The sequence below is a fragment of the Janthinobacterium sp. MP5059B genome, assembly GCF_001758645.1.
Classification (GTDB): domain Bacteria; phylum Pseudomonadota; class Gammaproteobacteria; order Burkholderiales; family Burkholderiaceae_D; genus Janthinobacterium; species Janthinobacterium lividum.
In genome coordinates, this window is record NZ_LRHX01000006.1 from 643908 (window position 1) to 667837 (window position 23930).

At 63.8% G+C, this 23930-nt stretch carries 15 protein-coding genes and 1 pseudogene; 9 read left to right on the plus strand and 7 right to left on the minus strand.

All coding sequences use genetic code 11. The features are described 5' to 3' along the window. Positions 1-41 precede the first annotated feature (41 nt). From JAB1_RS07595 to JAB1_RS07615, 6 genes and pseudogenes are all read left to right on the plus strand, one after another. Positions 42-2841 (plus strand): annotated as a pseudogene (locus tag JAB1_RS07595) (type VI secretion system Vgr family protein). Next, positions 2838-3761, plus strand: a complete 924-nt coding sequence (locus JAB1_RS07600; RefSeq protein WP_083299604.1) for a DUF4123 domain-containing protein — start codon at positions 2838-2840, stop codon at positions 3759-3761. Before JAB1_RS07595 ends, JAB1_RS07600 begins: the two are co-directional and overlap by 4 nt. A 61-nt stretch (positions 3762-3822) precedes the next feature. Beyond that, positions 3823-4218 (plus strand): hypothetical protein, encoded by a 396-nt coding sequence (locus JAB1_RS07605; RefSeq protein ID WP_139144466.1) that lies wholly within the window; start codon positions 3823-3825, stop codon positions 4216-4218. A 71-nt stretch (positions 4219-4289) separates the two neighbouring features. Next, positions 4290-4790, plus strand: coding sequence for a DUF3304 domain-containing protein (locus JAB1_RS28680; protein ID WP_081345622.1), 501 nt, complete (start codon positions 4290-4292; stop codon positions 4788-4790). Positions 4791-4821: 31 nt separating this feature from the next. Next, the gene (locus tag JAB1_RS07610; protein ID WP_083299605.1) at positions 4822-6336 is read left to right on the plus strand and encodes a DUF2235 domain-containing protein; all 1515 of its coding nucleotides are present in this window, start codon (positions 4822-4824) and stop codon (positions 6334-6336) included. Positions 6337-6348: 12 nt separating this feature from the next. Continuing rightward, positions 6349-6972, plus strand: a complete 624-nt coding sequence (locus JAB1_RS07615) for a hypothetical protein (protein ID WP_070279353.1) — start codon at positions 6349-6351, stop codon at positions 6970-6972. Positions 6973-7037: 65 nt separating this feature from the next. Here JAB1_RS07615 and tssA read toward each other — a convergent pair whose 3' ends face one another. Genes tssA through JAB1_RS07650 form a run of 7 tightly spaced genes read right to left on the minus strand, consistent with a single transcriptional unit; the run spans position 7038 to position 16440 of the window. Next, positions 7038-8084, minus strand: a complete 1047-nt coding sequence (gene tssA / locus JAB1_RS07620; RefSeq protein WP_070279354.1) for a type VI secretion system protein TssA — start codon at positions 8082-8084, stop codon at positions 7038-7040. A 19-nt stretch (positions 8085-8103) separates the two neighbouring features. After that, positions 8104-8898, minus strand: coding sequence for an OmpA family protein (locus JAB1_RS07625; RefSeq protein WP_070279355.1), 795 nt, complete (start codon positions 8896-8898; stop codon positions 8104-8106). Between the two features lie 2 nt (positions 8899-8900). Continuing rightward, complete coding sequence (gene tagF, locus JAB1_RS07630) at positions 8901-9881, minus strand: type VI secretion system-associated protein TagF (protein WP_070279356.1); 981 nt, start codon at positions 9879-9881, stop codon at positions 8901-8903. Next, positions 9878-13783 carry a type VI secretion system membrane subunit TssM gene (gene tssM / locus JAB1_RS07635; RefSeq protein ID WP_083299672.1) on the minus strand — a complete coding sequence of 1302 codons (3906 nt, stop codon included), beginning with the start codon at positions 13781-13783 and terminating at the stop codon, positions 9878-9880. The genes tagF and tssM overlap by 4 nt, the downstream gene beginning before the upstream one ends. Before the next feature lie 46 nt (positions 13784-13829). Continuing rightward, positions 13830-15278 carry a hypothetical protein gene (locus JAB1_RS07640; protein WP_070279358.1) on the minus strand — a complete coding sequence of 483 codons (1449 nt, stop codon included), beginning with the start codon at positions 15276-15278 and terminating at the stop codon, positions 13830-13832. A gap of 31 nt (positions 15279-15309) precedes the next feature. Beyond that, the gene (locus JAB1_RS07645; protein WP_034788054.1) at positions 15310-15579 is read right to left on the minus strand and encodes a PAAR domain-containing protein; all 270 of its coding nucleotides are present in this window, start codon (positions 15577-15579) and stop codon (positions 15310-15312) included. Positions 15580-15594: 15 nt separating this feature from the next. Then, the gene (locus JAB1_RS07650) at positions 15595-16440 is read right to left on the minus strand and encodes a M15 family metallopeptidase (RefSeq protein WP_034788266.1); all 846 of its coding nucleotides are present in this window, start codon (positions 16438-16440) and stop codon (positions 15595-15597) included. Positions 16441-16657: 217 nt separating this feature from the next. Between JAB1_RS07650 and JAB1_RS07655 the strand changes: the two genes are divergently transcribed. Genes JAB1_RS07655 through JAB1_RS07665 form a run of 3 tightly spaced genes read left to right on the plus strand, consistent with a single transcriptional unit; the run spans position 16658 to position 23844 of the window. Beyond that, the gene (locus JAB1_RS07655; RefSeq protein WP_139144467.1) at positions 16658-17428 is read left to right on the plus strand and encodes a hypothetical protein; all 771 of its coding nucleotides are present in this window, start codon (positions 16658-16660) and stop codon (positions 17426-17428) included. Then, positions 17425-20733 (plus strand): type VI secretion system Vgr family protein, encoded by a 3309-nt coding sequence (locus JAB1_RS07660; RefSeq protein WP_083299606.1) that lies wholly within the window; start codon positions 17425-17427, stop codon positions 20731-20733. The genes JAB1_RS07655 and JAB1_RS07660 overlap by 4 nt, the downstream gene beginning before the upstream one ends. A 54-nt stretch (positions 20734-20787) precedes the next feature. After that, positions 20788-23844 (plus strand): phospholipase, encoded by a 3057-nt coding sequence (locus tag JAB1_RS07665; RefSeq protein ID WP_070279360.1) that lies wholly within the window; start codon positions 20788-20790, stop codon positions 23842-23844. The last annotated feature ends 86 nt before the right edge of the window (positions 23845-23930 follow it).

Consider the following 23930-nt stretch of genomic DNA (forward strand, 5'->3'; position numbering starts at 1 on the left):
GCAAAATATGCAAATCGTGGTAAACGACTGACGGGAATCGCATGTCATCCACCTCGACCGACAAGATTGCTGACGCACTGGCCGCTTTCACGAGCGCCACGCGGCTGTACGAGTTGACCTTCGGCGAGGACGCGGACAGCGGCTTGCTGGTCGAAGCCTTTGCCGCCGACGAACGGCTGCAGGAGGTCGGCGCGCGCGACATCATCGCCTTGTCCACCAGCGCCCATGTTGCGCTGGCGTCCCTGCTGGGCCAGCCGGCCAGCCTGCATATCAGCCTGGCGGATGGCACGCGCACGCAGTTTTCCGGCTATGTCAGCGAAGCGGCCATGCTGGGCGGCAATGGCGGACTGGCGCGCTACCGGTTGCGCATCACGCCTTGGTTGTTTCTGCTGACGCAGGTGCGTAACAGCCGCGTCTGGCAAGATCGGAGCGTGACGGCCATCGTCGACGAGGTATTGCAGGCGTATGCGCCATATGCGCTGTGGCGCTGGAGCGACGAGGTCGCATCTTTCATGCAGGAACTGGGCGAACGCAGCTATTGCTGCCAGTACCGCGAATCCGATTTCGATTTTATCCGCCGCCTGCTGACGGAAGAGGGCATCGCCTGGCGCTTCGAGGCGCACACACTGGTCCTGTTCGCCGATAGCAGCCAGCCCTGCGCCACGCCCGAGGACGCCAGCAGCGCACAGGCGGGCGGACTGCGCTTTCATGGCGCGCGCGTCGGCGAGCCGGGCGACAGCGTGCAAGCCTTGAGCGCGCGGCGCAGTCTGCAGGTGGGCCTGAGCAGCGTGCTCAGCTATGACTACAAGGCGAAAAAGGCCGTGGCCGCCAGCGTGCCGGCCAACATCGCGCTTGGCGGCAAGAACGCGCCGGTGCTGGAAAGCTACGACACACCGGGCCAGTACTGGTATGCGAACGGCGCTCTGGCGCAGCGTTACGCGCAGTTGCAGATGCAAGCCCATGAAGCGCGCGCCCAGCTGTGGCAGGCGCGTTCGACCGTGCGCACCCTGCGCGCCGGCACGCGCTTTACCCTGACGCAGGGACCGTTACCGCAGGCCGATGGTGCCGCGTCCGAATATGTCGTGCTGCGCGTGGCCAGCATCGGCGTCAACAACCTGCCGGCGCCGGCCCTGCAGGGATTGGCGGAACTGTTCGGCCCGATACCGGAATTGCTGGAAGAAACCGTGGCGGAGTGGGGCGCAGGATTTCCCGATGTCGCTGCCGCGATCGCCCAGGCGCAAACCAGCGGTTACGCCAACTGCATCGAGATGATCACCGCAAGCACCCCGTGGCGTCCGGTGCATGACAGCAACGATGCGCGCCAGCACGCCACGCCGACTGCCCTGGGCAGTCAGAGCGCCATCGTGGTCGGCGCCGATGGCAATGACGCGGCCGGCGGCGCCGATGAAATTTACTGCGACAGGCTGGGCCGGGTGCGCATCCGCTTTCACTGGCAACAGGAGACTGGCGCGACTTGCTGGGTGCGCGTGGCGCAGCGCGGCCGGCGGCGGCATGGGCAGCCAGTTCCTGCCGCGCATCGGCCAGGAAGTACTGGTGCAATTCCTGGAAAACGATATCGACCGGCCCGTCATCATCGGCGCGCTGTACAACGGGCAGGGCGAGGGCGGCACCAAACCGACCCCGGGCGGCGTCGGGGGCGAGCCAGGCGACGCCGGCGTGTTCCAGCCGGCACACGATCATGCGGTAGCGGGCCAGGGTAATCTGGCGGGCGGCAACAGTCCGCTGTGGCATGGCGCCGCAGGGGCCAGCGCGGCGCATCGGAATGCCAGCGCGCAATGGGGCATCCGCAGCAAGGAGTTCGGCAAGGCGGGCGGCATGGCCGGTTACAACCAGCTGCTGTTCGACGACACCGACAGCCAGGGTCGGGTGCAGCTGAAAAGCAGCCATGCGGCCAGCGAACTGAGCCTGGGGCATCTGATCCACGGTGCCGACAATTACCGCGGCAGCCTGCGCGGCGCCGGCGCCGAGTTGCGCACCGATGCGTATGGCGCGGTGCGCGCCAGGGCGGGCTTGCTGGTGACCAGCTATCTGCTCGGGCACGACGCGTCGCAACGCGATCCGGCCGGTGACAATGCCGGCGGCATCGCGCTATTGAAGCAGGCCGTGATGCTGGGCGACACCTTCAGCGCTGCCGCCAAAACGCACGAAACGGTCGCCTACGCCAGCCATGTGGGCGTCACCGCACCGAATGCCAGCGAACTCGACGAGCAGGCGGCGCCCCTGAAAGCCGTGCAGGCCAGCGTGGCGGGCATGCACGAACAATTGCCGCACACCAAGGACTCGCTGATCGCGATTGCCGCCAAGGCTGACCTGGGCCTGATCGCCGGGCAAGACCTGCAACTGGCCAATGGCGAGAGCGTCGTCCTGATGAGCGGGCAGGACACGCAATGGAGCAGCGGCGGCCAGTGGCGCCTGCACACGGGCCAGGCCATCGGCATGTTGGCCGGCGCCGTCAAGGCCGGGGAGGGGGATGCCGGGGTGCAACTGATCGCCGCCCAGGGCATCATCGACACGCAGGCGCAAGGCGATACCTTGCGGCTCCAGGCGCGCGACGAGGTCAGCGTCATCAGCGCCAACGCGCATGTCGACTGGGCGGCGGCCAAAAGCATCCGCCTGTCGACGGCGGGCGGGGCCAACATCACCATCGAGAGCGGGAACATCACCATCCAGTGTCCTGGCAAGATCACCGTGTTTGCAGGCAAGAAGAGTTTTGTCGGCCCCACGCGCGCACCGTATGTGATGCCGCCGCTGCCATCGAGCACGTGTAAAAGCTGCATTTTGAGCGCCATGCAACAGGGCGCAGCGGGAGTGCTGCGGTGACGCCCGGCAGCGTTTCGACATTGCACCACTGGGTCCGAGCCAGTCTTGAGCGGCAACGCCTGCCTTATCTGCTGCTCGACAGTGCGCAAGCCGAAGACAGCCACCTGACGCTGCAGCGCTGGAAAGTGCCTTATGCGTCGCTGTTCGAGGAAACCCACGAAGCGAGCCTGCCCGAGATCGCGCCCCTGCTGATACGGCTGTCCGGCCTTGCGCCGGCCATGCTGGAAAAAGTCTGCGACTGGGCCGAAAAGCTCGGTTATGGCGCGCCTTGCCTGAGCTGGATGGAAAGTCCATGGCCCTTGCCTGAACTGGCGCGGCATTTGCGCCAGTTTCACGCCGTCGGCCTGAGCGACGAGCAGCAGATGATGCTGCGCTGGTATGACACGCGCATCCTGCCGGTCTGGCTGGCCTGCCTGGAGCCGCTGCAGCGCGAGCAGTTCGTGGCTGGGCTGTTGAGCTTGCAGTACATCAACCGTTTTGGCGACGTTGCCGTCCTGCTGGAGGTCGATACTGCCGGTGCTGCACCGGACGCTGCGCTCATGGACTCGCCGCTCATCCACCTTGACGATGCGCAATACGGCATGCTGGTCGATGCCGGCGACGCCGATACGCTGATCAGTCATTTGCGGCGGGTGATCACGGACGAAACCAGCGATACCCCGCCCCGGCTGCTGTACGAGTTCGTTGCCCGCTACCAGCAGCGCGCGCTGGCCGCCGGCATCGACGACCTGGACCGCCAGACGCAATACCTGTTGCTGGCCCTGTATACGTCCGGCGCCGGCATTGAACATCCCGATTTCATCGCCCTGATGCAAGACCCACCCACCTCTATCGAAAGTTTTTATGAAGCCATGCAAGCCTTGTCCGACGACATATGGGAAGCCGGCCCACCTTTATGGGGCATACAAGTTGAAGCTTGACCGGCTGCCGGCGCTGTGCCTGAGTTTGGCCTTGGCCTTGGCGTTTGCTTGCGGCAACGTCGTGGCGCAGACAACGGTAAAAGCCGGGCCGCAAGCGTCAAGCACGGAGAAGCACGCCAAGCTGAAACCGGCCGACACCGCCAACCTGGTCAGCCATTTGCGGCGCGTGATCACCGATGAAACCAATGACACGCCGCCGCGCGTGCTGAACGCCTTTGTCGCGAAATACCAGCAGAGGGCGCTCGATGCCGGGATCGATGACCTCGACCGGCAAACGCAGTACGTCTTGCTGGCGCTATATACCTCCGGCAAGGCCATGGAACAGCCCTTGTTTATTGCATTCATGAAAAACCCACCCGCATCGCTCGATGCTTTTTACGACGCGCTGCAAGCCTTGCCGAAAACCGTTTGGGAAGCGGGGCCACCGTTGTGGGAGTCGTATGAGCCAAAGGGATAATGATTCTTGAAATTGATTTCATGTAATTTGAATCACAAGATTTATTTGGCCGGCGAATTTCAGGAGATCACATGATAAAAAAACTAATGCCGAAAAATTTACTCAATGTATTTTTATGTATTTTTATGGCATTTTCAAATATTGCTTGTAGCAAGGAATCAATGAAAACTAGCGTGAGTTTGACGGCATATAACCATACTGAGAGCGGCGTCGGAAGTTATATTGTGACACTGGCAGATGGAACTTCAGTAGAGGCTGGCTACCTGGCTCCTGGCGAAGGGGGGGGCGGGGAAACTTGCTGTCTTTCAATTCCTTCAGTATGGAAGCCCGGCATGAAAGCGACGATATCTATGCAAATATTAAAAAATGGTAAGCCGATTCGAGTGGAAAAGACTGTCTCTGTACCTCGTTACAATTCGTCCGATGCCGGCAGGTTTGTCGTTCATTTTCTTCACGATGGCAGCTTAAAGGTTTTTGTAACTAAATACTCGTTGGGACATCGAAAATATCCACTTTCTGGCAAGGAGGCGGAACTGGAGCCTGGCGTTCCACTAGAAATAATATGGGAATAGAAATTATAAATAATTCAGAGGTTTTGTAAAAATGTCTATTGTTTATACAGGAAGAAAAGCTCCTCTCGATGGGCGACGCAGGCTCACTCCCAAAGAATCGTCACAGCGTGCCAAGGCGATGGCTTGCGTCAGGTCGCCTCATAAAACAGAATGTCAGGGGCAGATTTATATCGGACTGTTTTATGATGGCAGTGGAAATAATCATGATTGGAAGCAGAAAGATCCGCTAGTCAATCCCAAGAACTTGACACAAAGGCAAAGAAACAAGCACAGCAATGTTGCCCGGCTTTGGGATGCACATCTTGATGAAGAAAAAAATGGATTCTTTCGTGCATATATGCCAGGTGTTGGTACGCCGTTCAAGGAGATTGGCGATACGGTCGAGGCATTAACTGATAATGCGGGTGGTGGCTTCGGTTACATGGGTGCCGATCGTATCAATTGGGGTATCACTTCATTGCTCAATGCAGTGCACCGTTATTTGACAGGTACACCTATGCTAGGTCGGGACGAGCAAAGGCTGCTGGTTAATTTGATGAGTTCGCAAATGCTGCTTGGGTTGGAAGGCGTGCAGCGTTGGACAATGCTGACGTCGCTTGAAGAAAAACTGGCGCGTGTCGTCAAAAATCATCAGCGCAAGCTCAAGCAAATCAACGTATCCATCTTCGGTTTTTCTCGTGGCGCGGCCGAAGCGCGCGCCAGCGCGCACTGGCTGCATCAGGTGTTCGAACGGGAAACCGGCGCATTTGAGCTGGCAGGCGTCCCCATACGCATAGGCTTCCTGGGAATTTTTGATACCGTCGCCGCCGTTGGCGTCGGTGACGTAACGCCGGTGACCTTCGGGCATATGGTCTGGGGAAATGGAACCCAGAGCATTCATCCCGTAGTTGAAGAGTGCACGCATTTCATCGCTTTGCATGAACAGCGCGCCAGTTTTCCGTTGGAATCGGCAACGGGACGGGGCAATGTTGGTTACCCCGGCATGCATTCTGACGTAGGTGGGGGATATTACCCTGGCGAGCAGGGCCGTTCCATGCCGGGCTGGGGGCCTTCGCCGCATCTGTCGCAGATTCCCTTGATCGACATGCATTTCGCCGCCCTGAAAGCCGGTGTGCCCTTGCGCACCCTGAATGAGATGAAAGAGGCCAGGCACAGTTTGCTATTGCTTTCCTTTGCCACCGACCCAAGACTGATCGCCTCCTATAACAACTGGCTGACCCATAACGGCATCAAGGGCGCAGACGTGAAGACCTTTACCGAGGCGCATACAAAACAATATCTGCGCTGGCGCGGCATGTTGCACGCGCAGGGAAAAACGCAATTGAAGAGCAAGCGCTTTTTCAAGGAGTCGGATAAGCCGGGCCAGAAAGACTTGCTGGAGGCCGACACCGATCTGGGGATATATTTGCGCTCCTGGCGCGAACGAAAGAAGGCCAACGCAACCGTGGCAGGGTGGCTCAATGAACGTGCCAAGAGTGTCTTGAATCGCGTCAGCCCGGCTGGCATGCTGTTTGTCGAAGACGGCAAAGACCCGTTAAGCGACTAGGAAGAGCGGTTTTTGAAAATCATGACGGAAGGCGCGCAGCCGCCGGCCGGCTGCGTCACGCTGTTTGAAGATTATGTGCACGATTCGCGCGCCGGCTTTCGCATCCTGGGCAAGCACGAACCGGTATGGCTGACCGGCGGCTATGGCCGCTTCCGCAACGTTTTCGTGCAAAGCGATGATTATTCGAACATGTCGAATATCGCCAATGAATCTTTGAAGGCCGTCAAAGCAGCAGGCGACGCGGCCGTGATCTACTTCCAGAAGCTGTATGGCTATACGGTCAGCACTTACCGGGCGGCGCGCAGAAAGGTTGCCGCGACCGCGAAGGCGGTGGCCGAGGCCGAAAAACGGCTGGAGCGGCAGGCGGTGGCAACGTACAGGGAAACGAGCCGGATGATCGTTGATGGCGCCACCCGCGCCGGTCACGAAGTGCATGATGCCGGGGTGGAGGCGGAAAAGAAATTGGACCGCGCAGTCAAGACCGCGAAAAACGCCATGCAGCAAGCCAGCCAGGAAGCCCGGCTTTACTATCAGGCCGAAAAAAAGGTCATCTTGAAATATGCGAAGGCAGAGGCCGAGTGGAAGGCGCAGCTGGAAAAGCGCTGGCGCGAGGAAGAGCGGGAAAAAGCGAAATAAGACCGCGCCAGGCACAACACCCTCGGCGACGGCAGATGCGCCGCCAAGGGGGAGGGGGCATCCGCTTAGCCATTGCCGGGCGGTTGCACGCCCAGCAGTTCTTCGATATGCGCGAGCGAATGGGGATCCTTGACCACCGTGCGCAGCCAGCTGTGCAAATCCTGGTCGGCCGCATTGGCGGCCTTGTCGGCAAAATAGGAGACGGGGCTGTGCGGCTCGCTGCGGCGGAAGAATTGCGCCACGGCGCGCAGTTGCTCGATCGCCTGCGCGCGCGTGGCGATGGCGCCGGGCGGGCCGGCCGGGACTGCAGGCAGGGCCGGCGCCATCGCGCTTTCTGCAATGGCCGTGCCGCCCGCCGCTGCGGCAGGCACGGCAGGCGCCGCGCCGGCACTGGCGGGCATCACGCGCAGCATCGCTTCGACGGCTTCGCGCGCCGTGGAGAAGGCCGGACTGTCGTTGCCCAGCCGGGCGTCGACGGCTCTTTCAAGCTTGCGCAGCGCTTCCAGGCAATCTTGCGCGTCGACGGCGAAGCTGGCGCAGAAGGCGGCCGAGTTGTTGCGCCGCGCCGCTTCCATATCGGACAACTTGACGCCCTCATGCTGTCTGGCGGAATCACCCGGGGCGGCCTGGCGCCGCGCCGTCTCGAAATCGATGGTGGAAAAGGCGCCGCCCGGGCCGCCCGTGACGGGCACCTCGCGCAGCAGCGCAGGAATGCGCGAGAGTATCCAGCTGAGGTTGCCAATGCGCTGCTCCTGGTCGCCATCTTCGGCTTCCGGGAACAGGCCCCGGTCCCAGAATTTTTCGCACAGCCCCGCCAGTACCAGCAAGCCTTCGGCCATGCCGCGCAAGTGGTGGCGCTTGGTTCCCGCTTCCGTCAGCCAGACGGCCAGGCGCAGATCCTTGCTGCTGCCGGCGAGCAAGCCGGCGCAGCTGCGCACGACGAAGTCCCAGTCGGCCTCTTTCAGGTCGGCGACCCATTCGCCCTGGTCGAGCGTGGGATCGTCGAACTTGCGCGCCAGGGTAATGGCGTCGAGTTCGGGCGAAAACGCCAGGTCCACGCCTGCCGGTTGTTCATTGCTAATTGGAAGTAATAATTGTTCGGCTGAAAACATGTGGTCCCCTGATGGATGATTATTGCGCCATGCGAAATTCAATGCGCCGGTTGCGGGCGCGCCCGTCCGCCGTGTCATTGCTGGCGATCGGCCGGTCGGAGCCCTGGCCCGACGCCGTCAGCAGGTCGCCGTGGATGCCTTTCGATGCCAGGTAGAATTTGACGGCCTCGGCCCGCGCCTGGCTCAGGCTCTGGTTACTGGCGCGCAAGCCCTGGTTATCGGTATGGCCGATGATTTCGACCTTGCGGCCGGCCAGCTTTTGCATGGCTGCCGCCATTTCATCGAGGATGGCGCGGCCCGATGGCGTCAAGGTGGCTTTGCCGCTTTCAAACTCGATGGTGCGGTTGGCCAGGGTGGTGTCGAGCACGCCTTGCTCGCTGGCCGACACGCGCAGGCCATTGTTGACGCTGTAGGTGGGATTGAGGCTGGTGGCGATGTCGCTGGCGATTTTTTGCCGCTGCGCCTCGTTGGCCACTTCGCCGCGCACGCTGACGACGCTGCCGTCGATTTTCAGCTGGCCGCGGCTGATCTGCTTGAGGTTGGGCGACAGCAGCTTTTGCACATAGGCGTTCCAGTTGGCAGGCAGCACCACCTGGCCGACGGCGATCTGGTCGACCACCTTGTCGGCGCCGTACAGTTCGCGCAGGCGCGCCAGCACGGCGGCCTTGCTCGCTTCGTCAGGCACGGTGCCAGCGGCCAGCACCTGGCCTGGTTGCGGCGTGGCGGCCGTGGGTACCGAGATGGGCGCTTGCGCTGAAGCGGACATGGCGGCCAGCGCCATGCCGAGGAAGAGAACGATCCGGGATACGCGCATGGTCAGGTTCCGATAAAGGCGGCGCGCAGGGAATCGTGCGCCGATTTGAGCGAGAGGTTGGCTTGCGCCAGATAGGTCGACACTTTCTTGATCGCGTAGTCGTTGCCGACGTGTTCCTCGACCCACTCCAGGTCGTCGAACGCGATATGGTGTTCCAGTGCCGCTTGCGGGTTCATCAGTACATGCAGGGTCTGCGCCGACGCGCCGGAAAATCCCAGCACCAGCGTCTGCCGGCCGCGCAGCCGCGTGATGAACAGCGCCAGCTCGAAGTCGGCACGCGCCAGGAACGGCGTGATCAGGTGCATCCAGAAAGCCGCCACCATGTTGCGGTACAGCGGGTCGGCCGGCAGCGGCAATTCGAGACTTTTCTCCAGCCGGCTGGAACTGCTGGCCATTACCGGCTGCAGCAGCAGGCCCAGTGCCAGCAGCACCTGCCGCACCGTCCCTGTGAACCCGGTGGGCGCCAGCAGCGCGTCGAGTTCGCCCACGGTCTGCATGTCGAGGAAATCGTTGAAGGTGGCTTCATAGGCGGCGGCACGCAGGTCGAGGTCGATGCTGGCATGGCTGGCCGCGTGCAGCGCGTTGCCCGCATCGGGGCCGCGCATGTCGTTGCTGAGCGCCTCGCAACGGTTCCACAGGCGCGACAGCACCAGCGGACTGTTGGCGACAAACGCGGCCGGCTGGTCCACTTCCATGGTGCTCATCATCAGGAAGGGGAAACGGCGCGACGACGCATCGCTGCTGGCGGCGATATGGCCGGCGATGGCGCGTCCCCTGCGCGGGCCGATGAAGGCGAAATGCATGGGCGGCAACGCATCGTAGGTCAGCTTCCAGCGCGCGTCGGCGCTGAGCAGGTCCATCGCCTGCGCCAGCCAGTCGTCGAGGATCTTCAACAGGGCCGGGTTGTCGCTGGCCTTGACGAAGTCGCCGCGGCTGGGCAGCTTGCCGAAATAGCCGATCGGGGTGGCGGTGGTGCGGCTCATGGCGCGACGGCGGCGCTGGCCGCATTGCCGGTGGCGGTGGGGGCGGCGCCAGGCGCATTCACGGCCGGTACGCTCTGGGCCACGACTTCCGGCAGCTTCAGGCCGCGGAAGCCCGCGGCGCCCGAGGCGGTGGCCGGTGCCGCGGGCGGCGCCGGCGTGGCGACGATCTTCAGGTTGGCCGCCACGCTCACGCCGCTGTTTTCCCAGCTCAATTCGAATACGCCGCCATCCTTGCGCTTGCGCTTGGCCGAATCGATCATTTTCTTCAGGCCGAAATGGCCGGGCTCGTTGAGCAACACGACCGTGCGGCCCTCCGGCGTGATGGCGCTGATGCGTGCGCCTGGCGTGCCTTGCGGATTCGGCCAGACCATATGGATCCACGGCTGCGGCTGGCCGCGCCAGCGCAGCGCCTGGCCATCGATCTCGATCGTGTACTCGGTGGCGCCGGTGGCAGCCAGCGCCTGCAGGTCGAAACGGGTTTGCGCTTCGCCGGCGCCGGCCGCCGTGGCCACGCCGTTGGCGCTGAGCGGAGCGATCCAGCCGGGGAAGCTGGCGACCACCGACGGCGCCAGGCCGATGCCCATGTTGGCCCAGGTCTTGGCGCTGAGTGAATCGCCGCGGCGCACCACCAGCGGGCCGATGGTGGTATTGAAGAACTTGGCGATGCTGCCTTCCGGTCCGAATACCTGGCCGATGTCGGCATTGCTGGCCTCGCTACCCGAGGCGGGCGCGAACGGATACTTGGGCGCCAGGGTTTTCTGGAACGGTTCGAGCACCTGCGCCAGCCAGACCTTGTTGATTTCCGTTTCGGTCGGCTTGATGATGACGGCGAACGTCTGCATCAGCGGACGCACCAGCAGCGGCCGGATCGCCTGCTTTTGCGCATCGGTCATGCCGGTCAGCATCTGTTCATCCACGTATTTGAGCGCATCGGCCAGTTCCGAGCCGGTGCCGTCCAGCGTCTGCTGCATGAACTGCTTGGCGCCGGGACCCGTATCGCCCTGGTTCTTGATCTGGTTGAAGCGGGCGCGCAGCTTCGATAGCGCTTCCATGTAGCCGCGCATCAGCGAAGCGTCCTTGTCCTTGGTAACCACCAGGCGGGCCACGCCGGAGAATTCGCGGCCCACCGGCCCCATCGGCAAGGCGCCGGCGGCGGGCGCGCCGCTGCCGATGTTGACGTTGATGCCGGAGGGTTTCTGGCGCAGGATGGTTTCCTTGAACCAGCCCATCACGCCGCGCTGGGCGCGCTGCAAGCCCTGGCCCAGCAGTGACGGGTTGTCCCACGAGGTTTCCTTGTACACGGTTTCGATCAGCTTGTTGATCGGCGAGGTTTGCGGATCGCCGAGCCGGTTCATGGCCGCCGCCGCATTGTCGAAGCCGTTCAACTCGCGGATGCTGACGCCCTGGATGAATTTCTGCCATTCCTTGGCGTAGTCCGTCTTGTACAGTTCGACCAGCGCTTTCTGGATCTGCTCCGGGCTGCCTTCCAGCGTCAGGTCGTCCTTCGACGCCGTTTTCAGCACCCAGTCGGCGCTTTGCAGTTCGCGGTTGGCCGCCTCCTGGAACGCTTGCTGGATGAATTGTTCCCATGCGTCGCGCGTGAAGGTGCCGGGAATGGCGTAGCTGCCCAGCACCAGTTCCTTGTCCTGCTCGCCGACGATGCGCGCCACCGTCATCGAGGCGAAGCGCGTGGCGGCGCGTGCCTTGACGTCGGCGTACACGCGTTCGCGCGCCGGCATGCCCCGCACCACGCGGCGCAGGCTGTCGCGCGACTGGTCGACCAGCGCCAGCTTGCTGTCGATCTGCGGCCAGGACGGGTCGTTGATCTGGGTGAGGTAAAACGAAATCATGCGTTCGGCGCTGCGTATCATCTGTTCGCGCGGCATGCTGCCGCGGTTGCTGTCGAGCCAGACTCTCCAGAAGCGGGTCAGCTGGTCATTCAAGTGGCTCGCTTCGGCGCGCGACTTGTCGCTCAGCATCAGATAGGTTTTCAGGGCGTTATAGGCGTCTTCCACATTCGCCGGCGAGGCATCCTTGAACTGCTGCGCGCCGAGGTTGACGGCGGCGGCCGTGGCTGGCGGCGCGGCGGCCGGGGCGCTGGCCAGGGCCGCCGTCGGCGTGGCGGCTACCGGTGCCGCCAGGGTGCCGGCCGGCGCGGGCAGGGTGGCGGCCGCGCTGGCCGACACCGCGCCCGACTGCGGCGTGCTGGCCATCGGCTGCAAGCGGCTGGCGCCGGCATTGACCTCGGCCAGGAAGGCTTCCAGCGATTGCGACACCGGTGCCAGCATCACTTCACGCACGCCCGAAAAATACTCTTCGCGCAGTTTGCGTTCCAGCAGGTCCCCCTGGTACAGGCCCAGGCCCAGCGAGACAGGCCGGCTGTTGCGGTAGGAATCGAGCTGCTCGATCCGGTCCTGCATGATTTCCAGCGCTTCGAAACGCGATTGCAGGTCGAGCCGCTTGTCCTGCACCTTGATCGCCTGATCCAGGTCGGCCTGCACGTTGGCCACGAGCTGGCGGTTGGCCATGTAAGACCAGCTCCAGCCGGCCAGCGCCAGGCCCACCAGCGCGGTGGCGGCAAAGAAAGTGGCGTAGCGCACGCGGGTCTTGGCCGGACTGGCGTACTGGGCGACCAGTTCCTTGTCGGCGAAGATCACCTTGCGGAACAGATTGAGCAGGAAATAGCCGTGCTGGTCCTGTACCGCGTTCTGTTGCTGCGGCTGCAATTTCAAATCGAAGCGCTGCGCCACCCGTTCCGACGAGGCCGATACCGACATGCCTTCCTGCAGCGCGCTGGTGAAATAGAAGCCGCGCATGACGGGCTTGAACTGGAACGGGTTTTCCTCGAACAGGGTAGCGATGAAGGCGCGCAGCGACCCCTTGATCGCGCTGAACTCGAGCGGGAAGGTAAACACGCCCGGCGGCATGCGTTCCTGCTGCTGCAGCGCCATGCTGGCCAGGCTCAGCTCTTTCAAGCCGTCATACAGTTCGTCGAAACGCTGGTCGAACTGCTCCAGCACGTCCTGCCTGGAACTGGTCTGGCTGTAGGGCAGGGTGGCGCCCCATACCCGGTCGCGTTCGCCCCGTTCCGTGTCCTGGAAAAATTCGTTAAAACCGGTAATCAGGTCGGCCTTGGTGAACACCACGTAGACGGGCGCGTGCACTTCCAGTTTTTCCGTCAGCTCCTGCACCCGCTGGCGCAGGTTCTTGGCCAGGTTGATGGCGAATTCGGGCCGGCTGCCGGTCAGTTCGGCAATGCTGACGGCGATGATGATGCCGTTGATCGGCGCGCGCTTGCGGTGTTTTTTCAGCAGCGCCAGGAAGCCGAACCATTCGGCACGGTCTTCGTCGTTGACGGAATAACGGCCAGCCGTGTCGAGCAGGATGCCGTCGGTGGTGAAGAACCAGTCGCAATTGCGGGTGCCGCCGATGCCTTGCACGATCTTGCTGTCGGCAAAAGGAAACTGCAGGCCGGAATTGGCGATCGCCGTGCTCTTGCCGGCCGCCGGATTGCCGATGACCATATACCAGGGCAACTCGTACAGGGCGGCGTCGCCCGACAGCTGGCCCAGTTTGGACGTCTTGATGGTGCCGATCGCTTCGAGCATGCGTTTGCGGATGGCTTCGGTTTCCTCGCGCTGCGTGGGCCCCGCCTTGGGTACCGCGCCGGCCGTCTGCTGTTCCAGCATGCCGCCGAAGCTGGCGGCGTCGCGCTGGCGGCGCCTGCGCTGCAGCCACCATACCGCGCTGGCGACCAGCAGGACCAGCGCCAGCGGCGGCACGATCCATACCAGCGGCCATTCAAAGATGACGGCGCAACTGACCAGCAGCGCGGCCAGCGCCAAGAAGCCGATGGCGAACAGGCTGAAACGGGTAGTAATGGAATGCCAGAATCGTTGCATCATAGTATGAGGGGCGAGAGGTTGATAGGCATGGTGGAGGAAGGGGTCATGTCGCGGCGAGGGATTCAGGGGCAAGGGCTTTTGGGCCCACCACCACGGCGGCCCGGTGGAAGGCGTCGAGGTTGCTCAGGCATAGCACCTGGCTGGCATTCTCGCCCGCCTCGTGCCGCGCCAGCACCAGCGCCGCCAGGGTGGCTACATGGCCACTCTGGCCGCAGGCCGCCGCCACGCTGAGTACATCGTTGCTGAGATCGATATCGGGCAGCAGCGTGCCGGCATTGTTCATCAGTTCGATCATGCGGCTGGAGCGCTGGTCGGCATCGGCGTAGAGCCGCGTGATCGCGTCCGGGGCGACAGACGCCGCCGACATCGCCTTGCCGCCCAGCTCGGCCAGCAAGGTGGCATCGCCATGGCCGCGGCCATCCGCCGACTGGCCGCGCACGGCCATGCTGGCATGGTGCAGCAGTACCGGCGTGTCCGCCTGCAGCGCCGCCGCCTGGGCCGCATCGGCCAGCAGCAGGCCGGCCGCGCCTTCGCCGGGAATCTGCCCGCCCGGCTGGCCGGTATTGAACAGCAGCCCGCGCGAGGTCCAGTCATGCACGGTCAGCTCGCCGATATGTGAACCGCAGGCCAGCACGATGGCCAGGCACGGCAGCTCCTGCAAGGCCGCCTGCGCGGCCAGCTGTTCGATCAGCGCCAGCGGCCCGCTGTCGCCGGCCAGGTGCACGCTGAGCTTGTCGGCAGGCCAGCCTTGCTGTTGCGCCTGCCCGTGCAGCCAGGCGGCGCCCGTGTCGCGCTGCGGCTTGTTCCAATCGGTCGGCAACAGCAGATGCAGTTGCAGGGTCGGCAACGGCAGCGCGGCGCGCGATCCCGGTTGTGCCGCCTGGTAGTCGTCGAGCTGCGCGTGCATCGCCGCTTCCTGCATCAGTTCGGTCAATACCTCGGCGCCCAGCGCCAGTGCGCGCAAGTGTTCGGCATCGAAATGCGGTGCTGCGCCCGGCGCCGTATCGGCCGGACGGGTCTGTAGCCAGTCGTCCAGCAGGGCTTTCTGGCCATGTTCATCGAGGTCCGCCACGCGGGCGCTCATCACCGGGTAGCCTTGCGCGTCGGTCAGTTCCGGATCGAGTTCGGGACGCTGCTGCTTGTCCAGCAGCGCGGCCGCCAGTTCCGGCGCCGAGGCGCCGCCCGGCATGCGCAGTGCGGCGGCGGCCAGGTGCAGCGGCGCGCGCGGCGCAGGGTCATTGCCGGGCGCCCCGGCGTCGCCGTCGGCGGCGTCAACCAGCGCCGGCACCGCAGCCGGCGCGGCCAGCCTCGTTACCAGTTTCTTGCCCAGCCACCAGCTGATGAGCAGCGCCAGCGGCAATGCCAGCATGCTGCCGGCCAGGTCGCCCGTCGATGGCATGCGCGTGCTGGTGCGCCAGTACCAGATCGCGCCGCCCCAGCATAAGGCGAACACGGCCAGTATCAGCAGGCTGCGCCGCAGCCACGGGCGCATCAGTGCGCTCCCTTGCAGTGGCGACCGGAGGTCATAGCTGATCCGTGGTGGCTTGCTGGCTGGCGATCAGCACCGCGCCACAACTGGTCTTGTCGCCCTGGCGGGCCACCGGCTTGCCATCGACGATCCAGCTGGCGTCGCCGCTGACGATGGGACAGATGCCATGGCCTGGCCGCGGGCACGACACCTTGTCGCCTACGCGCGCGATGCCGATGCCGCCGCTGTCCGTCACCGCCGAGGCCTCCAGCACGCTGCCGCCATGCGATGTCTTGTCGCCCAATCTGATTACGGGACCAGCCATGTGTGCTCCTTCCAGTCATCGTTGCTTTTTCATTACACCAGGCACGCGCAGTTCGGTGTGGCCGAAGTCCATCATTTTCCAGCGGCCACCCCACGTCATGCCGACCGATTCGGCCACTTCGCCATACAGCTGATAGCCGCGCATGGCCCACGGATCTTTCTCTGATATCACCAGCTTGCCGTCGCGCAAAAAGGCGCAATCGGCGGCCAGGCCATACTGATGCCAGCTCTGGAACGCGGCCGCATTGGTGACATTGCTGCCCATGCCGGCCAACATGTTTTGCCGTTCCGGACTGCGGTAACCTTCCAGGATGGCCATGTCGTAGCCATGTTTTTCCTTCATGATCTTGAACACCAGCAGCAGCCTTTGCGCGTATTCGGCATTGAGCAGCGTCCAGTTGCGGCTGGCCGATACCAGCATCGGCCGCACTTGCTGCACTTCCTCGGTGGCAAACACCAGCGGCGGCAGATCCACCGGCGGCACCAGCTGTTCCCCTTGCAGCAGGGCCGACACTTGCGTATTCATTTCGCGCGTCGAGACCTCGTAGCCGCCCAACACGTTCTTGCTGCCTGCCAGCAAGGCGATCGCCGGTGGCAGGCACATCACTGCCGCACCGCCCAGAAACAGCAGGTAATGGCGGCGCACGAACGCCGCGCTGCCGAGCAAGGTGCTGGCGCCGCCACGGCGCAGCGTGTCCAGTCCGGCGTTCCTGCGCCGGGCCAGCCGCTCGAGCCGCGCCCCGATGCCCCGTTCGGCCGTCGCCAGCGCCCGCATCACCAGTTCGCGGCCGGATGGAAACAGCACGAGCCAGCTGATCAGGCATGCGAGTAAAAAATAGAGTGCCACCGCCAGTAGAAACACGCCCACCCCGTTCCAAAAAAGGCGCCAGGCATGGGCAGTTGAATGCCGCTGTGCCAGCGTTTGCGCTAATATTGCCGCTGAGTATATCTTACTAACTTGCTAATTACGGGGGCTTAGTTTCAATTGTGCGCCGGGTGCACACTGTTGATTTCCTAACATGCGTCACGCTTTTTTTTATTGTCGTAAGGTATTGCAAATATTGACAGGAGTTAAGATTTTGCCAAGCAATGACGACAGCCCGCGGCCATCGACACGGCCCAGCTTATTGACGCCCGCGCAACAGGCCGAGGCGGACCGTAGCCGTATCCTCAACCATCTCGAAGGCGGCAAGCGGCCTGCGCCCGTGCCGCTTGGCGGCAGGCGCGCCAGCCGGTGGCCGGTCTGGGGTGGCATGCTGGCCGGCGCCTTGCTGTTGCTGGCCACCGGCGCCTGGCTGGGGCAACGCGAGACGGCGGCGGTGGAGGACCCGGTGTTGCGCAGCACGGCGCCAGCAGCGGAAACCCCGGCCGCGGCCACCGCTCCCGTCACCGCCGCGGCCAGCATACGCGAAGAGGAACAGCCGGCGCCGCCGCGGCAGAGCTTGAGCGAAATGCTGGGCGCCGACCTGCCAGCTCCCGTCCCGGCGCCGGTGCCCGGTCCCAGGGATGTGCTGAGCAAGGCACTGGAAAGCCCGCAGAAGAGTGCGCCCAAGCCGGCGCGCACGCCGCAGAAAAAACCGCCAGCCAAACCGCTCAATCCCGCTGATAAGGCCAAACCCGCCGCCACGCCGGAACAGGAAAGCGACGTAGCCCTCCTGGCCGCGCTGGTGTCGCATGCCCAGGCTGGCACGCCGCCCAAAAAAGCGCCGTCCAGCCTGCAAGCCCAGTTACAGCAATGCAGCAAGTTGAAACCGGCCGCCGCCGATAGCTGCCGGCAGAGAACTTGCGCCGGCCGTACCGGCAAGCCGCTATGCAAGGCCGCCAGGGCTGCGTCGAAAGGCGCGCAATGAGCGCAGCGCAGCTGGACCAGGTGGGCGCCGCGCTGGGAGCGTTCTCCAGCATCACGCGCTTGTACGAAATCAAGTTTGAAGGCGACAGCGCGCAGGATGCGGCCCCGCTGCTGGTGGAAGCGTTCGCCTGCGACGAGCAATTGCAGACGCCCGGCGCGCGCGATGTCATCGTGCTGTCGACCAGCGCGCAGCTGGCGCTGGCACCCATGCTGGGCAAGCTGGCCACGCTGCAAGTGAGCTTGTTTGATGGCAGCCGCGCCAGCTTCAGCGGTCATGTCAGCGAGGCGGCCATGCTGGGCAGCATGGGCGGCCTGGCGCGCTACCGGCTGCGCCTGACGCCCTGGTTGTGGCGGCTGGGCCAGGTGCGTAACAGCAGAGTCTGGCAAGACAAGAGCGTGATCGAGATCGTCGAGTCCGTGTTCCAGTCCTACGCGCCGGCGGCGCGGTGGCGCTGGAGCGATGACACGCGTCCGTTCATGGATGGCGTCGCTGCGCGCAGCTATTGCTGCCAGTACCGCGAGTCGGACCTCGATTTCGTCAGCCGCCTGCTGACCGAAGAAGGGCTGGCGTGGCGCTTCGAGGAACAGGACGGCGGCCATTGCCTGGTGCTGTTTGCCGACAGCAGCAGCGACAGCGCGGTGCCGGAAGACGCGTCCAGCGCGGCCGGCGGCGGCATCCGCTTTCATGGCGCGCGCGCCGGCGAGCAGGGCGACACGCTGCAGGCGTTCACCACGGCGCGTTCGCTGAACACGGCGCTGGCGACCGTGCTCAGTTATGACTACAAGGCCAAGCAGGCGGTCACGGCCAGCGTGCCGACCCGGACGGCGGTGGGCGGCCAACATGTGCCGTTGCTGGAAAGCTACGATACGCCGGGCCAGTATTACTATGCCGACTCAGCCCAGGCCAGCCGCTACGCGCTGTTGCGGATGCAATCGATCGAAGCGCGCAGCGAGCGCTGCGTTGCCCGTTCGACGGTGCGCACCTTGCGCGCCGGCACGCGCTTCAGCCTGACGCAGGGACCGCTGCAGGCGGCGGGCGGCGACGCGCCGGCCCCCGCTTATACGGTGCTGCGCGTTTGCAGCGTGGGCGTCAACAACCTGCCGGCGCCGGCCAGGCAAGGTCTGGCCGAACTGTTCGGGCCGATCCCGGAACTGCTGCAGGAAAGCCTGGGCACGCTGAACCTGGGCCCGCGCCACATCGAACATTTCGAGCAGGTGATCGCCCAGGCGGTGGCCAGCGGCTACGCCAATCATCTGGAAGCGATTCCCGCCGCTACGCCGTGGCGCCCGGTGCTGGGTGAGAACGGATTGCGCCAGCATCCGAAACCGACCGCCTTCGGCAGCCAGAGCGCCATCGTCGTGGGAGCCGATGGCAATGACGCGGCCAGCGGCGCCGATGAAATATATTGCGACAGCCTGGGCCGGGTGCGCATCCGCTTTCACTGGCAGCAGGAGACTGGCGCAACTTGCTGGGTGCGGGTCGCGCAGCGCGCGGCCGGCGGCGGCATGGGCAGCCAGTTCCTGCCGCGCATCGGCCAGGAAGTGCTGGTGCAGTTCCTGGAAAACGATATCGACCGGCCCATCATCGTCGGCGCGCTGTACAACGGCCAGGGCGAGGGTGGCGGTGCGCCCACGCCGGGCGGCGCCGCCGCTGCCCAGGCCGACACAGACAAACTGTTCGCGCCAGCCCACGACCATGGCGTCACGGCCCAGGGCAACTTGGCGGGCGGCAATAGCCCGCTGTGGCATGGCGCCGCCGGGGCCAGCGCGGCGCACCGCAATGCCAGCGCGCAATGGGGCATCCGCAGCAAGGAGTTCGGCAAGGCGGGCAGCATGGCCGGCTACAACCAGCTGCTGTTCGACGACACCGACAGCCAGGGCCGGGTGCAGCTGAAAAGCAGCCATGCGGCCAGCGAACTGAGCCTGGGCCATCTGATCCACGCGGCCGACAATTACCGCGGCAGCCTGCGCGGCGCCGGCGCCGAGCTGCGTACGGACGCGTATGGTGCGGTGCGGGCGGGCGCAGGCCTGCTGGTATCCAGTTATGTACTCAACCATGGCGCCGGCGCGCGCGACCCGGCCGGCGACAATGCGCCCGGCATGGCGCTGCTCAAGCAGGCCGCCAAGCTGGGCGAGACCTTCAGCGCGGCGGCCGTCACGCACCAGGGCGTGGCCTATGCGGCGCACCTGGGGGCGACGGCGCCCGGCAGCAGTACGCTCGATGCGAAGGCCGCGCCGTTGCCGGCTTTCCTGACTACTGCCTCGGGCATGCTGAGCCGCGACAGCGTGGCGGCCGCCAAGAACGATGCAGCCGGCAAGCCCGTCGCGCCGGCCGACGACAAGCTGCCGCACAGCAGCGACGCCATCATCGCCGTGGCGGCCAAGGGGGGCCTGGGCGTGGTGGCTGGCCAGGATATGCAATTGTCGAATGGCGAAACGGTAACAGTGATGAGCGGGCTCGATACGCAGTTCGCCGGCGGCGGCAAGTGGCGATTGCACACGGGCCAGGCGATCGGTCTGCTGGGCGGCGTGGTCAAGCCGGGTGAGGGCGAGCTGGGCATGCAGCTGGTGGCGGCCAGCCAGCCCATCGAGGTGCAAGCCCAGTCCGACGAGATCAAGGTGCAGGCGCGCGAAGAGGTCAATGTCGTCAGCGCCAACGCGCATATCGACTGGGCGGCGGCAAAAAGCATCCGCCTGTCCACGGCGGGCGGCGCCAACATCACCATCGAGGGCGGCAATATCACGATCCAGTGCCCCGGGAAGATCACGGTGTTTGCAGGCAAGAAAAGTTTTCTGGGGCCGACAGGACTCGGTTATCCATTGCCCCGCCTGCCGCGTTCCGAACTGGCGTTGCGGCCGTTGAAATTCTTGCTGCGCCTGGCCGACACGCCGGGGCTGAAAGGCCATGCGCTGGCGCACACGCCGTGGAAGATCACCCATGGCGCGCAGCCCGACGGCATGGATTTCATCGACGACGACAAGCTGGTGGCGCAGGGCAAGACCGATGCATCGGGGAATATCAAGCTCAGCGATGCGGAGGAAGAAAAGCTTGCCGCCGTCTATGCGAGCAATCCGGACCATACCTGGATCGTGTATCCGGGCCACAGCGTGCGGCTGAACGTGGAAACCGAATCGCCCGACTGGACCGACAAGGAAAAGCTGTTCCATGCGATGCAGGCGGCGGATTTCAGCGCCGGGCGCTATGCCACCATCTTCGAGGCGGCAGCCGCGCCGCAGGCGCGCTATGCGAAAGAAGCGCTGGCCTCGCTTACCCTGAAAAACATCCTGCCGAAGGTGAAAGTCTGATGCTGACGTTTTCCTTCCATGCAAGCCAACCGGCGACACACTGCGACATGCGTCATGACAAATAAAAATATCTCCCAGCTGACGGGCAAGGACGGTACGCCGAGCGCGCCGGCCACGTCGGCGCCTGGCTGTTTCGTGCACGATGGCGAAGAACTGCCGAATTTCCCCGAGCAAAAGTGGGGCAGCATCTTTTCTGAACAGCAAAAGGGCAACCAGGTCGAATTCTATGTCACCGGCGAAGAGTATTTCACGGCAGTGGCGAAAGCGATCGAAGGCGCCAAGAAATCGATTTTTATTACGGGCTGGCAAGTCAATTTCGATGTCGAACTGACGGCGGGCAAGACCTTGTTCGAATGCCTGGAAACGGCGATAAGCAATCGCCACCATCCGAAAGTGTATGTGATGCCGTGGCTGTCTCCCAAGGTCGGGGTCGATACGGGCGACTTCGAAACCGTGCTGGCGATCTTCCAGCTCAATGCAGGCGTCGGCGGCCCCGCCAAGGCGTTCGCCTTGCCGGCGATCGCCCAGAGCGACATGGAAGGCATGCTGGGCATCGGCTTTTCCCATCACCAGAAACTCGTGGTGATCGACAATGAGCGCGCGTTTGTCGGCGGCATCGACCTTGCCTACGGCCGCCGCGACAACGGCAAGTTCGCCCTCAGCCACGGCACGCGCAAGGGCAACGAGGTGTACAACACCTGCATCCCGGCCATCGAGCCGATGAACCATGAAGCGCAAACGGCCTACCTGACGCGCGCCGAACTGCTGGCCGGCTGCATCGGCGGAAAAGTCGGTGGCGCGGCCACGTTTGCCACCTCGGCCACGATCAGGCCGATCGCCGTCGCGCTCGACGTGGTGCAGGACGCCAAGGACGGCATCGCGCGGATATCGAGGAATATTTCCGCCAAATGGGATGCGATCGACCTGATGCCCGACTTTATCGGCAAGCTGCAAGACATACCGATCGATGTTGCGCAGGATATATCGCGCTGGGCTTACGGCCAGCTCGACAAAGGCTTGCGCGACAAGGTCGATGCCGTGCGCACCACGGGCAGCGCGCATGTGATTGACGGTGGCACGGCGCTGATGTCCTGGCTGAACGCCGGCTCGCTGAACAAGCTGCCGCCCGAATTGCGCAGCGGCACGGTCAAGCTGATCGAGACCTTCGTGATCGGCGTCCTCACTTATCTGTCGACCTTGGCCGACGCGCGTCCCACGCGCTATGAAAACCTGAAAAAATTGCGCAAGATCATGCCGACCGGGGCCAAGACCTTCGCCGCCACGCAGCCGCGCATGCCATGGCACGATGTGCATGCGGCCATCGTCGGGCCGTCGGTCAGCGACTTGAGCCGCAATTTCATCGAGCGCTGGAACGGCATTGCCCAGCGATATGAAAAATCGTACCAGGCCAGCATGCCGCCTTCGCTGATCAAGATGTTCCAGGCGCTGGGCATGTCCGGCACGCCCAGGCTGGTCTTGCAGCGCATCGCCGCCGCGCCGCCGCCCAAAACGCCTGCGAAGCCGGCGGGAGATGCTTGGGTGCAAGTGTTGCGCAGCGCGCCGATGAGGTTGCTCAATGACGAGCTGGCCGCACATGCGCGCGGCAGCAAACCCGCGGCCAGGCCGGAATGGCCGCAGAACAACTGTCTGAAGGCGATGTTGACGGCAATTAATGGGGCGCAGAAGTTCATCTACATCGAAGGCCAGTTTTTCCAGTCGGAATATGGCAGCGATGCGAGCAAGACCAGGCCGCTGTCCGGTCCGATGGCGGCGCTGCTCGACATCAGCAAGTCGCCGGCCTATGAAAAGTATGCGCGGCAGCTCGGCGTGTATGGCGTGCCGCCGGCAGACATGATCGACAAGCTGATCTGGTCGCAGATCGACGATGTCAAGGCCGACATTACCGGTGGCGGCAGCGATTTCATGGCCGATCTGTTCAATGTGATGAGCAACTACGCCGATATCACCTCAACCCGCATGATGGGCAAGGAAGAGCCAGGCATTCTCAATCCGATCGGCCTGGCATTGTCGCAGCGCATCGAGCGGGCCATCAACGATGGCTTGCCCTTCCATGTCTACATGGTGCTGCCGGTGCATCCGGAAGGCACGCTCGACACCCTCAATATCATGACGCAGCTGCATTTGACGATGCAGTCGCTGGTGTTCGGCAAGGATAGCCTGGTCAACCGGATCCGGCGCGCCATCCTGGTGCGGGATCTGCGCAAGAGCAAAAAACTGGGGGCGGAAGAGGCCAGGAAAACCGTTGCCGGCTACGCGCCGGACCGGCTGGCCGAACTGGCCGGCGACAAGTGGACCAGCTACCTGACCTTGCTCAACTTGCGTTCCTGGGAAACCCTGGGCACGCGTCACGTGACGGAGCAGATTTATGTGCACTCCAAGCTGTTGATCGCCGACGACAGGGTGGCGATCCTGGGCAGCGCCAATATCAACGACCGCAGCCAGCTGGGCGGGCGCGATTCGGAACTGGCGGTCGTCGTCAGGGATGACAATCAGACCGATGTCGAGCTCGATGGTGTCGATAGCGACAAGGTCAGCGTCAACGTGCATGACTTGCGGGTGCGCCTGTGGAAAAAACTGTTCGGCCTGACCGATGGCGCCACCCCGGCCAAGGGCTTGATCAAGCACCTGTTGCGTCCGGCGGCTCCGGACACCTGGGAGGCGATTCAAAAATTGGCGCTGGCCAATGCGGAAGCGTATGCCAAGGCCTTCGCTTTCCTGGCCCGTCCAAGCGGCAAGCCCAGTTCGATCTGGCCCACCTGGAATGCCAGGACGCGCAGCCTGGAGCACCACATGCCGTTCCACGAGCGCTTCTGGCGCGATGCCGATATCTTGCGCGACAAATCGCATTCCTGGGAGGCGCAAACGCGCGCGCCCGAATCGGCGCCGGTGGGTGTCGAGGGATTTATCGTGGCCTTGCCGGTCACCTGGACGGCCGGCGAAAACAATATTTCAGGCATGAATCTGACCCTGCTGGCCCATCAGGAGAAGAAACCGCCGCGCGATGCAGACCATCCATTGCCGCAAGAAACCTACGCCCAGGTTGAATCAGGCAAGCGCCCGCCAGCCGGGCAGGGCGAAAGCTCGGCCTGAAGAACAGTGTTTTTTTTGATTGGTAGCCATGATGATAGTTTGTCTTCCGCGTTTTGCCGCATGCCATCTCGCCACTCTCCTGCTGT